This window comes from Pseudomonas synxantha (genome assembly GCF_900105675.1).
In the GTDB taxonomy this organism is placed as follows: domain Bacteria; phylum Pseudomonadota; class Gammaproteobacteria; order Pseudomonadales; family Pseudomonadaceae; genus Aquipseudomonas; species Aquipseudomonas synxantha.
On sequence record NZ_LT629786.1, the window covers coordinates 603,776 to 616,982 of the forward strand.

Genomic DNA, 13,207 nt, shown 5'->3' on the forward strand with positions numbered 1-13,207 from the left:
GCGTTCCGGTCAAGATACGGTCGGTTTTGCGCTTCCCGTAGGCAGACTGCAGGTTTCAAGAGCACGTCCAAAGGCCGGCCGAAGGTAAAAATGTGACGCGTACCCGGACACAGGGGCGCAGTTTACACGCCGCGATAAAGAATGACCTCTCAGTCACCACTGACGAACGGTCGTCACTTCCCGTGTGCAAGGCCACTGCCGAAGTCTTTGGAGGTGCCCTTGTGTGCCGATGAGCATCAACCGCCAGGTTCGCCTAGGCGACTTTCTTTTCACCGGAGAGTAACGAGGAATCCATGAAGGTTCTTGTAGCTGTCAAACGCGTTGTCGATTACAACGTGAAAGTTCGCGTCAAGGCGGACAATTCCGGCGTCGACCTTGCTAACGTCAAGATGTCGATGAACCCTTTCTGCGAAATCGCTGTGGAAGAAGCCGTACGCCTGAAAGAGAAAGGTGTTGCGACTGAAATCGTCGTGGTGTCCATCGGTCCGACCACTGCCCAAGAGCAGCTGCGTACCGCTTTGGCCCTGGGCGCCGACCGCGCAATCCTGGTCGAATCCGCCGAAGAACTTACCTCCCTGGCGGTTGCCAAGTTGCTCAAGGCCGTTGTCGACAAGGAACAGCCTCAGTTGGTGATCCTCGGCAAACAAGCCATCGACAGCGACAACAACCAGACGGGCCAGATGCTGGCCGCACTGACCGGTTACGGCCAGGGCACCTTCGCTTCGAAAGTCGAAGTGAACGGCGACAGCGTCGCGGTGACCCGTGAAATCGACGGCGGCGCACAGACGGTTTCCCTGAAACTGCCGGCCATCGTCACCACCGACCTGCGTTTGAACGAGCCGCGCTATGCGTCCCTGCCAAACATCATGAAAGCCAAGAAGAAGCCTCTCGAAGTGCTGACTCCGGACGCTTTGGGCGTTTCCACCGCCTCCACCAACAAGACCGTCAAGGTTGAAGCGCCGGCTGCACGCAGCGCGGGCATCAAGGTCAAGTCGGTGGCTGAACTGGTCGAGAAACTGAAAAACGAAGCGAAGGTAATCTAAAAATGACTATCTTGGTAATCGCTGAACACGATAACAAGGTGCTGGCCCCGGCCACCCTCAACACCGTGGCTGCCGCTGCGAAAATCGGTGGTGACATCCACGTATTGGTTGCTGGCCAGGGCGCTGGCGCCGTGGCTGAAGCCGCTGCGAAAATCGCGGGCGTAAGTAAAGTCCTGAACGCTGACAATGCCGCCTACGCGCATCAGTTGCCAGAAAACGTTGCGCCGCTGGTTGCAGAGCTGGGCGCTGGCTACAGCCACATCCTGGCTGCCGCTACCTCCAACGGCAAAAACATCCTGCCACGCGTTGCCGCGCAGCTGGACGTTGACCAGATCTCCGAGATTATCTCGGTGGAAAGCGCCGACACCTTCAAGCGCCCGATCTATGCCGGTAACGCCATCGCTACCGTGCAGTCCAACGCAGCGGTCAAGGTTATTACCGTACGCGCCACCGGTTTCGATCCGGCTGCCGCCGAAGGTGGTTCGGCCGCCGTTGAAGCCGTCTCCGCTGCCCACGACGCTGGCACGTCCAGCTTTGTTGGCGAAGAGCTGGCCAAGTCGGATCGCCCTGAGCTGACTGCTGCCAAGATTGTCGTTTCCGGCGGCCGCGGCATGCAGAACGGTGACAACTTCAAGCACCTGTACGCCCTGGCCGATAAGCTCGGCGCTGCGGTCGGCGCTTCCCGCGCAGCCGTCGACGCAGGTTTCGTACCCAACGACATGCAGGTCGGCCAGACCGGCAAGATCGTGGCGCCACAGCTGTACATCGCTGTCGGTATCTCCGGTGCGATCCAGCACTTGGCCGGTATGAAGGACTCCAAGGTGATCGTCGCGATCAACAAGGACGAAGAAGCGCCGATCTTCCAGGTTGCCGATTACGGCCTGGTGGCGGACTTGTTCGAAGCCGTACCTGAGTTGGAGAAGCTGGTCTAATCCAGCCGCTTCACTTATAAAGAGCCCGGTCTTGTGACCGGGCTTTTTTATTTATCAGGGGAACCTCGCCATGGAACTGCGTCCTTGGAGCATATTGCTCGCCCTCATGCTGCTGCCGAGCCTGTCACTGGCCGCCGGCAAGTGCGAGCGCCTGGTGATCACCGGCAGCCCTGATGCCCCACCTTTGTTGTGGCGTGACCCCCAGGACCCGACGCACCTGATCGGCGCTACCGCCGAGGTGCTGCAACAAGTGGGCAAGGACCTCGGGCTGAAAATCGACCTGCTCTACGGCGGCAAACGCTCCCTGGCCCTGGATGAAGCGCGCAGCGGGCGCATGGACATCCTCGCCGACGCGCCGCTGAACCTCGGTGAACTGGACAACTTCGACTACATCCATCCGGCGTTGATGCAGACCGATTACCTGGTCTGGACACGCAAGGATTCACAGCTGGCCTACACCTCAGTGGCTGACCTGCACGGCCACAAGGGCGCAGTATCGGAGCGCGCCCGCTTGAGCGCTGAATTCGAAACCTTCGCCGGTCAGCAGCTCAGCCTGCAACGCCTGCCCAATCTGACGCCGGCATTCCAGAAACTGTTGCTGGGTGAGGTGGATTACGTGCTGGCCGGGCGCTATTCCGGCATGGCCATGGCCCAGACCTTGGGCATGAGTGACGACCTGGTCGCCCATGAGGTGCCTGTCGATCAGCCCGGCTTGTACCTGGCGATTTCCCACAACTCGGCGTGCAATGATCCATGGCTGCGCGGACAGTTGGCGAAAAAGATGACAGAATTGCCCGCGTCCGGTGTCGCGCAAGCCGCGCTGCAGCGCAATCTGGAGCGCTGGAAGGCGCAACTGCAACAGCCCGTCGGCACCCCAACACAGTAGGGATTTACAGTGATTTTTCGACCTCTTTTCGCGGCCCTCGCCGTTGTCGCTCTGGCGGGATGTGCAACCGATCCTGCGCCGAATGAACAAATGCGCCTGACCCAGCAAGCCTTGGAGCAAGCCACCGCGGTCGGGGTCAATGCCGACGAATCGCCCGAGCTGAAACTGGCCGAAGAAAAATTCGCCAGGGCCAAGGCCAACATGGCCGACCAATCCTACAAGCGCGCGCGTATGCGGGCCGAGCAGGCTGAGCTGGATGCGCGTCTGGCCGAGGCTAAAGTACTCACCGCCAAGAGCCAGGAGCAATTGAACGTGCTCAATACCCGCATAACCCGCCTGCGCAAGCAATTACAGTTGGGGGACGCGCAATGAGCCCGATGATCCGTGGTTTGGGCTGTGTGTTGCTGCTGGGCAGCGCAGCCCTCGGCGGGTGCGCCAGCCAACCCAGCAGCGAGCAGGCCTTGCAACAGGCCGGCGATGACTTTCAGAAGGTCAAAGAGGACGCCAACGTGCTGCGCTTCGCCCCCAAGGATGTGATCCGCGCCGGCGAATCCCTGGCCCGTGCCGATCGCTTGTCCAGCTACTGGGGCAGCGGCGCCGATGTGGTGCATTACTCCTACCTCAGCCAGCGCTACAGTGCCATCGCCCGCGAACACACTGAGCAAGGCCTGAACGCCGAACGTGGCGCCCAACTCGAATTGGAACGCCAGCGCCTGCAACTGGCCCTGCGCGAAAACAAACTGGCCAGCGTGCAGCAACAGGGCAAGTGGGTTGAAGCACAAATTGCCAGCCTCACCACCCAGACCGACCGTGGCTTGGTGATGACGCTGGGAGATGTGCTGTTCGACACCGGCGAAGCGGAACTGGCCAACTCGGCCAACCGCACGGTGTTGAAGATCGTGCAGTTCCTGCAACTGAACCCCAAGCGTCGGGTGCGCGTCGAGGGTTACACCGACAACACCGGGGGCGAGCAGGAAAACCTCAAGCTGTCCCGCGACCGTGCCCAATCGGTGGCGGACCTGTTGATGGACCTGGGTATCGATGACAAGCGTATCGAGGTCCAGGGTTATGGCGATCAGTATCCGGTAGAAGCCAACGCCTCCGAACGAGGCCGCGCACAGAATCGCCGGGTGGAAATCGTATTCTCCGACGAAAAAGGCCAACTGGGCGCCGCTCGCTGAGCGCCAGGCTGCGATTTAATGTGGGAGGGGGCTTGCTCCCGATAGCGGTAGTTCAGTTGCAACATCTTTGACTGATACACCGTCATCGGGAGCAAGCCCCCTCCCACATTTGTTAGGCGTACTCTCTAACAGTTTTTGCTGTCACTCCCACCCGCGCTCGACTATCGTGACAACTGTCCCCGTACAGTTCTAAACTGTGCCGGTATGTTTCACACAAAAATAAAATACCCGTGAAATCGAGTGCTGCGTCATGACCAATCTGTTGCTTTACCAGCGTATTGCCCAGCAACTGGCTGAGGACATCCGACGCGGTGTCTACCAACCGGGGGAGCGCGTGCCGTCGGTGCGCAAAATGAGTTCCCAGCTCAATGTGAGCCATGCCACGGTGCTGCAGGCCTATGCCAACCTGGAAGACCAGGGGCTGATCCGGGCGCGGCCGCAGTCGGGCTATTACGTGCACCAGACACCCGCACTCACGGCGCCGACGCCAGACATCGCGCGGGTCGAGCGGCCAGGCTTGGTCACCCGCAGCAGCATCATCCAGCAGGTATTGGTCGAGTCGCGCCGTGAAGGGGTGTTCCCCTTGGGCGCCGCGGTGCCGAGTGTCGACTATCTTCCTGTACGGGCGCTGCACCAGCAGTTGGCCAAGGTCACACGGTTCCAGAGCCCGCGGGCCTTCAGCTACATGTTCAGCCCCGGCTTTGAACCGCTGCGCCGTCAGGTGGCGATCCGCATGCGCGATGCCGGTGTGGTGGTAGACCCTTCCGAGGTGGTGATCACCCACGGCTGCGTCGACGCGTTGCAGATGTCCTTGCGCGTACTCACGCGGCCTGGCGACCTGATCGCCGCCGAATCACCGACTTACTACGGCTTGTTGCAACTCGCCGATTTGCTCGGTCTGAAAGTCATCGAGATTCCCAGCGACCCAGCCACGGGAATGAGCCTGGAAGCCCTGCAACTGGCCGCCAACCAGTGGTCGATCAAGGCGCTGGTGCTCACCACGCGCCTGAGCAACCCCCTGGGTGGCACCATGCCCGAGGAGCGCCAGAAACAACTGCTGCGCCTGGCGTCGGATTTCGATATCCAGATCGTCGAGGACGATATCTACGGCGAGCTGATGTTCGAACTGGGTCGCACCAAGGCTCTGAAAGCCTACGACCGCCTTGACCGGGTTATCTACTGCTCGAGTTTTTCCAAGACCTTGTCCCCGGGTGTGCGCATCGGCTGGATGATCGCCGGCAAGTACCAGCAGGAGATCCAGCGCCTGCAGATGTTCAGTACCCACTCAGCTTGCAGTGTCACCCAGATGGGGGTCGCGGCTTACCTGGAAAACGGTGGCTACGACCGCCACCTGCGCTACATCCGCCAGGAATACCGCAAGAACCTCAGCGCCTTCCAACTGGCGGTGCAGCAATATTTCCCCGAAGGCACCCAGATGACCCGTCCAACCGGCGGCTTTATCCTGTGGGTCAGTTTGCCGGGTCGGGTCAATACCCAGGAACTGCACATCCGTGCCCTGCAACAGGGCATCAGTATTGCGCCGGGGCTGATCTTCAGTAATACGGAACAGTTCAACCACTGTATTCGCCTCAACTGCGGTACCCCCTGGAACCGCGAGGCAGAGCGGGCGTTGATGACCTTGGGCATGCTGGCCAGCCAGTTGTGCCAGGAGACCGCGGCGGGTTTTTGAGACGTGCAAAGGGGACAGCATTGATCTGCGCCCTTGTCATGCCGTGCACAACAAGCGAGCATATGGCCTTCTGCCGTTAACGCTGTTGGCGATATGACATCTATTTTTCGCGTTACCTTGGTGATTGGCTTGTTGAGCCTGTGCAATGTTAGCGGTGTGCTGGCAGCCACGCCGGTGGGCGATAGCACGTCGGCTGCCAGTGTTGAGCAGAAGGTCTCCGTGAAGAAGCCGACGCCCGTGAAAAAAGCCCCGGCCACACAGAAAAAAGCCGCAGCGAGCAAAAAGCGCGCGCCCGTTGCGAGCAAGTCCAAGTCTGCCCATGAAGTCGCCCAGACTAAATTGCCACCGGCACAGTTGGACCTTTCGCTGCCCTCTGACATGGTCAGGCTGTTGCAGCCCATCGGCACCATGCCCAAGCCCAAGAGCGTGCCCTTGCTGCCGCCGCTGTTTGGCGAAAAGCCCACCGACAACAGTGCGTTCCAGATCAACGGCCGCTTGCTCAGCAATGAGATGAAGCTGCAACTGCGCAACGATGAGCGCCGTGATGTTGAAGGCGCCGCGCTGGATTTCGAATTCAAGCAATAAACATTGCCGCTATGCGTGACCCAGGTTGCCGACCATCTGTCGCAGACTGGTCGGTCACTTTTGTTTTGCGCGAAAAACCCCTGTTTGACCATTTTAAAACGGCTGTTTAAGGGCGTACTCTAGCCCGGTCATCCCTATTGAGTCGTCGAGGACCTGCTGGTCATGAAATGCCGTGAAGGCTGTGGCGCATGCTGCATCGCCCCCTCCATCAGTTCGCCGCTGCCCGGAATGCCCCAGGGCAAGCCTGCAGGCGTTCGCTGCCTGCACCTGTCGGTCGGACAACTGTGCCAGCTGTTCGGCCTGCCTGAACGGCCGGCGGTGTGCAGTGATTTCAAGGCTGATATCGAGGTCTGTGGCAATGACCAGGCCGATGCAATTCGCTTGATCGGCTGGTGGGAGCAGATGACGGCGGCTTGATGGGCTTTACTATTGGAACTTCAACAATAAGGAATACAACAATGGGTTCGCTGAAACGACTGGCCGTGTTGTGCGGTTTTACACTGCTGTTTGCTGCTACTGCCCAGGCTGAGGAATGGCAAGTGGCCAAGGACGAAGACGGTATCAAGGTGTCCCTGAGCGAAGTTGCCGGCTCCAAGTACAAAGCGTATCGCGGCGTGACCGTGATCAAGGCGCCTGTGGCCAAGATCGTTGCATTGCAGGAAGACGTGGCGGGTGCCTGCGCGTGGATTCACGAGTGCAAATCCCAGAAACTGGTCGACAAGAAAGGCGACGAAGCCTGGACCTACACGCAATTCAAGGCACCGTTTCCGGTGAGCGATCGTGACTCGTATATTCATGTCACAACCGCTAAAAACGCCGATGGCAGCGTAACCCGCACCTTGCAGGGCGTGCCTACCTACAAGCCCGAAGAAAAAGGCTATGTGCGGGTCGCTCAGGTCGAAGGCTCCTGGAAACTGGTGCCCAAGGGCGCCAATGAGACCGAAGTGACCTACCAAGTGCACACCGAGCCGGGCGGCAGCGTGCCGTCGTGGTTGGCCAACAAGTTCGTGGTGGAAGCGCCGTTCAATACCTTGAGGGCGCTCAAGGAACGCGCTGAAAAATAAGCGCAACTGATCCGGTGCCTCCTGCCTTGGGTGGAACGTTTGGCGAAGCCTCAAGGTCCAGATAGATGTAAGCCCACACATGGGGTTTTATCGAGGAGGCACCGATGCCGAAGTGGAATGTTTCTTTCATCAATGACCGTGGCGAGCCGGTAGTCGAGCAATTCGACTGCGAGCATGAGCCGACGCTGGAAGAAGCCGCACAGATGGTGCGGGTGCGTGTGTCGCCGGTGTTAGAAAAGCTGGACCTTAACGATCTTGCCGATCGTGTTCCCGAGCCCACGGTCAAGAGCCTGCATGATCAAAATGGTATCAAGGACCTCAAGGTCGAACCCGCGGCCTGAATATTTCCGTTAGACCCATCAAGCACCTCTGGTGGAGGTGATAGCTTCGCGCTACTCTGCAATCGAGATCAGCGAATGAATCGCTAAGGTCTGGTCTTGTCAGCTACATGCTTGTTTTCCAGCGGTGTTGTTCCTGCCGTAGTACTCGCGCCAGTAGGGCGCGAGCTTCGGGAAGCACGGAAAGTCTATCCATCATTTGAGGAGCACTTTTCATGAGCACAGCCTATCAAGAAGACATCAGTACCAACGTCCTGCGCCGCATGAAAGAGGGCGGCTTCGATTTCTCGCGTTTTCACCCCATTGAGTTCTACGCCATTTTCCCGGATGAGGAACGGGCGCGCAGGGCTGCGGGTCGATTTCGTGGCGAATCCCTGAATGCCCAGGTCAGCGCGCGCGACGATGGCGCCTGGTACCTGGAACTGAGCAAAATCATGTTTGCAACCTACGACGGCATAGGAGACTTCGAGCAAGACTTCGAGGCGGTGGTCGAGCCCCTGGGTGGGATCATCGAAGGATGGGGCGTCAAGCAGGAGGTGCGTGGGTTACCCATGTAGTTGGTTTTTATGAGCAGCGCAGCGTATCGGCTGACCTTTGGGTCGGCCGATTTTGTTTGGGGGGGGTGACCTGCACTGGTTTTGTTACATGCAAAAAAAAGCCACCCCAGTAGGGTGGCGGAAAGGGAAGCTCGAGGGAGCAGATCAGTACACGAAGTAACACAGTACCGGTTGCACAAAGGGTTTCGCTGTAGGACATGTCCTGTTCAGCCGATGGAGGTGATTATCCGCAGCGCCGGCCGGGCAGTGAAATCAACTCTGGCTATGCGATCGATAGCCAAGGGCCGCGTTGCAATGAAGCGTGCGACATGCAATGGGCACGTTCTACGCACTGGAATGGTGCGAAGACTCCGCCTGGATTATTCAAGTCATTGATTATTAAGTGTTTATGCCGCTGGCACGGGCCTTGCGAAGGTTCTCGCGTCCGGGTGACAAGGAGTACGGCATGATCCGCACTTATTACGATGAAATGTACGATGGGGCAGGGCAGGTCCGTCCTCATTACCGCGAGTTCGCCCGCTGGTTGGCCGACACCCCCACGGAATTGCTGGCCCAGCGTCGGCGTGAAGCCGATTTGCTGTTCCACCGCGCCGGTATCACCTTCACCCTCTATGGGGATGAGCTGGGCACTGAGCGCCTGATTCCCTTCGATACCATTCCGCGCAGTATCCCGGCCAGCGAATGGCGGGTTGTCGAGCGCGGCTGTATCCAACGGGTCAAGGCACTGAACATGTTCCTCGCCGACCTGTACCACGGCCAACGCATTATCAAGGCCGGCATTATTCCCGCCGAGCAGGTACTGGCCAACGAGCAGTATCAGTTGGCAATGCAGGGCCTGAACCTGCACCGTGATCTGTATTCCCACATTTCCGGGGTCGACCTCGTACGCGATGGTGACGGCACCTACTACGTACTGGAGGACAACCTGCGCACGCCCAGTGGCGTCAGCTACATGCTCGAAGATCGCAAGATGATGATGCGCCTGTTCCCTGAACTGTTTGCGGCCCAGCGCATCGCGCCCATCGACCACTACCCCAACCTGTTGCTCGATACCCTGAAAAGCGCCAGCCCTCTGGATAACCCCAGTGTGGTGGTGCTGACCCCGGGGCGCTTCAACAGCGCGTTCTTCGAGCATGCCTTTCTTGCCCGGGAAATGGGCGTGGAACTGGTGGAGGGGGCGGACCTGTTCGTACGCGATGACCGTGTGTTCATGCGCACCACCGACGGCCCAAAGGCCGTGGATGTGATCTACCGCCGCCTAGATGATGCCTTCCTCGACCCGTTGGCCTTCAACCCGGACTCCATGCTCGGCGTGCCCGGCCTGCTTGCGGCCTATCGTTGCGGCAATGTGGTGCTGGCCAATGCCATCGGCACGGGAGTGGCGGACGACAAGTCGGTTTACCCGTTCGTCCCTGAAATGATTCGCTTCTACTTGGATGAAGAGCCGATCCTGCAGAACGTTCCGACCTTTCAATGCCGTAATCCCGACGAATTGTCCCACGTACTGGCCCACCTGCCCGATTTGGTGGTCAAGGAAACCCAGGGCTCCGGCGGCTATGGCATGTTGGTTGGCCCGGCGTCCACGGCGGCGGAAATCGAAGCCTTCCGCGCTCGCATCAAGGCCAAGCCCCACGCTTATATCGCGCAGCCGACCCTGTGTTTATCCACCTGCCCGACCTTTGTCGAAAACGGTATCGCCCCACGGCATATCGACCTGCGCCCGTTCGTGCTGTCCGGCAAGGAAACCCGCGTGGTGCCCGGCGGCCTGACCCGCGTGGCCCTGCGCGAAGGGTCGTTGGTGGTCAACTCGTCCCAGGGCGGCGGCACTAAAGACACCTGGGTGGTCGAGGACTGATGCCATGTTGAGTAGAACTGCCTCGGATTTGTACTGGATGTCGCGCTATCTGGAACGTGCCGAAAACCTCGCACGCATGCTCGACGTCAGCTATTCACTGTCGCTGATGCCTCAGGATGGGCGCGGCGACGGACTGCACGAACTGGCCATGCCGTTGTTGATCACCGGCACCCTGGAGGATTACCACGAGCGCCACGGCCAATTGCATGCCGAACGCCTGCTGCACTTTTTCGCACTGGACGCGGCCAACCCGGCCAGCATCTACAGTTGCCTGGGTGCTGCGCGGGCCAGCGCCCATGCGGTACGTGGGCGAATCACCGCCGACATGTGGGAAAACATCAACGCCACTTGGCTGGACATTCGCGATATCGCCCAGCAGGGGCTGAGCCGATACGGCATGAGCCGGTTTTGTGAGTGGGTCAAGGAGCGTTCCCATCTGTTCCGCGGCGCCACCTACGGCACCATCATGCGTAACGATGCCTTCCGCTTTATCCGCCTGGGCACCTTTATCGAGCGCGCCGATAACACCTTGCGCCTGCTGGATGCGCGCTACGAAATGGCCGGCGACCAGGCCGCGTCGGTCAGCGATGGCACGGCTCACGCGTATTACCAATGGAGTGCACTGCTGCGTGCGTTGTCGTCGTTCGAGGCCTACACCGAGATTTATCGTGATGCGCCGGGGTCCCGGCAAGTGGCTGAACTGCTGCTGTTACGCGCCGATGTCCCGCGCTCGCTGCGGGCCTGCAGCGAGGAAATCGACCAAGTGCTCGCCAGCCTGCCTGGCCTCAACGGCCGCCCGGCCCAGCGCCTGGCCGCCGAGATGGACGCGCGCCTGCGCTTTACCGCGATCGACGAAATCCTCGAGGAAGGCCTGCATGCCTGGCTGACCGACTTTATCCCCTTGGTCCGCCAATTGGGCGACGCCATCTACAGTTCCTACCTGGAGGCGGCATGAGACTCTCCATCAGCCACGAAACCACCTACCACTACCAAGACCAAGTGCGCGCCAGCATCCAGTACCTGCGGCTCACGCCCCATGACAGCGAACGCCAGCACGTATTGAGCTGGCAGCTCGACCTGCCACGCCCGGTGCGGGCGCAGGTGGACCCCTTCGGTAATATCCTGCATGTGCTGACCCTGGACGAACCCCACGACGCCATTATCATCGGCGCCCGTGGCCAGGTGGAGATCGACGAGTTGCGCGAGGCCGAACACGAAAGCCAGTCTGCCTGGCCGTTCCTGCGCTGCACGCGTCTGACCGAGCCCGATGAAGCCCTGCGCCGGTTTGCCGAGCAGCATTGCCACCAGCGTCGCGACCGCACGGCGCTCATTGACCTGATGCAGGCCCTCAACCAAGCGATGATCTACACGCCGGGGGCTACCGAAGTCGACACCTGTGCCGCCCAGGCCTTTGCAGGCGCTGCGGGCGTGTGCCAGGACCATACCCATGCATTTCTCGCCTGCGCACGCAGCCTGGGAGTTCCTGCGCGGTATGTGTCGGGGTATTTGTACACCGAAGACTGCGCACATCTGGCCAGTCACGCCTGGGCCGAAGCCTGGCTGGATGACGCCTGGTACAGTTTTGACGTGACCAACCAACTGGCCCGGCCGGAGCGGCACTTGAAACTGGCCGTGGGCCTGGACTACCTCGACGCCTGCCCGGTACGCGGTATGCGCCGTGGGGGCGGGCATGAACAGATGCATGCCAAGGTATTCGTGGCACCGACCGTGGTTTCAGTGCAGCAGCAATAACTTTTGAATTGCTCCAGACTTAAGGTTGGTGCTTGCGCCCCGCCATATGCTGCAAATACTCGACCAGCATATCCAGCTCGTTATCCGGCAATACACTGGCAGCAAACGCCGGCATCTTTGCCTGTGGCCAGCGCCTCAGGCTTTGCGGGTCACGGATATAACGCTTGAGGAAATCACCGCCGAAATACTCGGTGGGGTTGTAGGGAATGTTCAGGTCCGGTCCCACTTGGGCATCGCCGGCCCCGTTGAGGCGGTGGCAGGCCAGGCAGTTCTTCTGGAACAACGCAAAGCCTTGGTTGATCGGGTCATTTGCGGCCAGTTTCGGGTCGGGCAACAACGCGGGAAAACGTTCGGCAACCGTCTGCAATTGCTTGATTCTGGATACCTGGAAGGGCCACTGTTCCGGGCTGATGTGCCCGGCTTCGGGTTGGGTCCACACCAGGTAAAACGGCCCGGCGCTCGGTTTGCCTTGCGCCAGGGCGGGCCATGGATGAGCCGGGTCTTCCACCGCCAACCAGGCGCGGGCACCGGACTTTTCCAACAACGGCGCGGCAGACAGTTCGGCGGCGAAACCATCCAGGGCAACCGCTTGCAAGTGGCTCGCAGGGTTCAGGCCCGGCAGGAGCACCGCCAGGGGTACTGCGCGATAGGTCATATCGCGCTTGTAGGACACGTCATCGACGATCTGCACCGTCTGCGCTTGCGGGTGTTTGAGCAGATCAGCGGTCTGCCAGGTCTGGCTGGCGTGCTCCAGTTCGATGGTCAATTGCGCAGCGGCTACAGGAAAGCTCAGCAGCAGGGCAAATAAGGCGAGGATCGATTTCAAGGCAGCGGCCCGATGCAAGGTGGCGATGGCGCTCACGATACCGGAAATTGACAGGTAAAAAAGACAGCCCCCGCAACGGCAGTGCTAAGCGCACTATCCCGGCAGGTGCTGCCAAAAGCTGCAGGCCTGGTGCTGTGTGTGCACGGCGTCTGGGGGGCGGGGCGTCACCCGAGCACCTTGGTCAGGTTGGGCAAGATCAGAATCAGTGTGGTGGCGAACAGAATAAGTCCTGCCTGACGTACTTTCGAATGTTTGAACATGGCTGACTGCCTATTTTGTTGTTATTCCTGAGCGTCAAATGCGTGCCGATTAATTTCAGTATCGCGAGCTGACGTTGCACTTTTCTTACAGCTGCTCCAGCAAGACCCGGCAGCAGCGTCTTACAGGTTCAACCTTAGAGCGCCCGCCCTTCTTCGCTTAGATCCATTTCATATCAGCTAATCAGCATTTGCGCTAAAAACGGCATGAGGCTTAGTGCCATCTTGGCGCCAGCCCTAG

Annotated in this window: 15 protein-coding genes; 14 read left to right on the forward strand and 1 reads right to left on the reverse strand. The window is 59.8% G+C overall.

The features are described 5' to 3' along the window. Positions 1-293: 293 nt before the first annotated feature. The 14 genes from BLU48_RS02915 (at position 294) to BLU48_RS02980 (ending at position 11,883) form a co-directional block, all read left to right on the forward strand. A complete protein-coding gene (locus BLU48_RS02915) occupies positions 294-1,043 on the forward strand; it encodes an electron transfer flavoprotein subunit beta/FixA family protein (RefSeq protein WP_015885405.1) in 750 nt (249 codons plus the stop codon). A 2-nt stretch (positions 1,044-1,045) separates the two neighbouring features. Further along, positions 1,046-1,975, forward strand: coding sequence for an electron transfer flavoprotein subunit alpha/FixB family protein (locus tag BLU48_RS02920; protein WP_057025696.1), 930 nt, complete (start codon positions 1,046-1,048; stop codon positions 1,973-1,975). A gap of 70 nt (positions 1,976-2,045) precedes the next feature. Next, positions 2,046-2,861 carry a substrate-binding periplasmic protein gene (locus tag BLU48_RS02925; RefSeq protein WP_057025695.1) on the forward strand — a complete coding sequence of 272 codons (816 nt, stop codon included), beginning with the start codon at positions 2,046-2,048 and terminating at the stop codon, positions 2,859-2,861. Between the two features lie 9 nt (positions 2,862-2,870). Then, entirely contained in the window at positions 2,871-3,233 is a 363-nt protein-coding gene (locus BLU48_RS02930; protein WP_046069126.1) for a DUF4398 domain-containing protein, read from the forward strand. After that, on the forward strand, positions 3,230-4,042 hold the full coding sequence (locus BLU48_RS02935) for an OmpA family protein (protein WP_057025694.1): 813 nt from the start codon (positions 3,230-3,232) through the stop codon (positions 4,040-4,042). The genes BLU48_RS02930 and BLU48_RS02935 overlap by 4 nt, the downstream gene beginning before the upstream one ends. A 250-nt stretch (positions 4,043-4,292) precedes the next feature. Continuing rightward, entirely contained in the window at positions 4,293-5,732 is a 1,440-nt protein-coding gene (locus BLU48_RS02940; RefSeq protein ID WP_057025693.1) for an aminotransferase-like domain-containing protein, read from the forward strand. Positions 5,733-5,825: 93 nt separating this feature from the next. Further along, a complete protein-coding gene (locus BLU48_RS02945) occupies positions 5,826-6,317 on the forward strand; it encodes a hypothetical protein (RefSeq protein ID WP_057025692.1) in 492 nt (163 codons plus the stop codon). A 162-nt stretch (positions 6,318-6,479) separates the two neighbouring features. Then, a complete protein-coding gene (locus BLU48_RS02950; RefSeq protein ID WP_043047177.1) occupies positions 6,480-6,734 on the forward strand; it encodes a YkgJ family cysteine cluster protein in 255 nt (84 codons plus the stop codon). Between the two features lie 41 nt (positions 6,735-6,775). After that, positions 6,776-7,381 carry an START domain-containing protein gene (locus BLU48_RS02955; protein WP_057025691.1) on the forward strand — a complete coding sequence of 202 codons (606 nt, stop codon included), beginning with the start codon at positions 6,776-6,778 and terminating at the stop codon, positions 7,379-7,381. A gap of 104 nt (positions 7,382-7,485) precedes the next feature. Further along, positions 7,486-7,722 (forward strand): hypothetical protein, encoded by a 237-nt coding sequence (locus BLU48_RS02960; protein WP_046069121.1) that lies wholly within the window; start codon positions 7,486-7,488, stop codon positions 7,720-7,722. Between the two features lie 212 nt (positions 7,723-7,934). Continuing rightward, positions 7,935-8,276: a ribonuclease E inhibitor RraB gene (locus tag BLU48_RS02965; protein WP_003193463.1), complete on the forward strand. Its 342-nt coding sequence runs from the start codon at positions 7,935-7,937 to the stop codon at positions 8,274-8,276. Positions 8,277-8,721: 445 nt separating this feature from the next. Further along, on the forward strand, positions 8,722-10,131 hold the full coding sequence (locus tag BLU48_RS02970; protein WP_057025690.1) for a circularly permuted type 2 ATP-grasp protein: 1,410 nt from the start codon (positions 8,722-8,724) through the stop codon (positions 10,129-10,131). Positions 10,132-10,135: 4 nt separating this feature from the next. Next, on the forward strand, positions 10,136-11,086 hold the full coding sequence (locus tag BLU48_RS02975) for an alpha-E domain-containing protein (RefSeq protein ID WP_046069119.1): 951 nt from the start codon (positions 10,136-10,138) through the stop codon (positions 11,084-11,086). Beyond that, complete coding sequence (locus tag BLU48_RS02980; RefSeq protein WP_046069118.1) at positions 11,083-11,883, forward strand: transglutaminase family protein; 801 nt, start codon at positions 11,083-11,085, stop codon at positions 11,881-11,883. Before BLU48_RS02975 ends, BLU48_RS02980 begins: the two co-directional genes overlap by 4 nt. Positions 11,884-11,902: 19 nt before the next feature. Here the strand turns inward: BLU48_RS02980 and BLU48_RS02985 are convergent, their stop codons facing one another. Beyond that, a complete protein-coding gene (locus BLU48_RS02985) occupies positions 11,903-12,709 on the reverse strand; it encodes a c-type cytochrome (protein ID WP_057025702.1) in 807 nt (268 codons plus the stop codon). Positions 12,710-13,207: the final 498 nt, after the last annotated feature.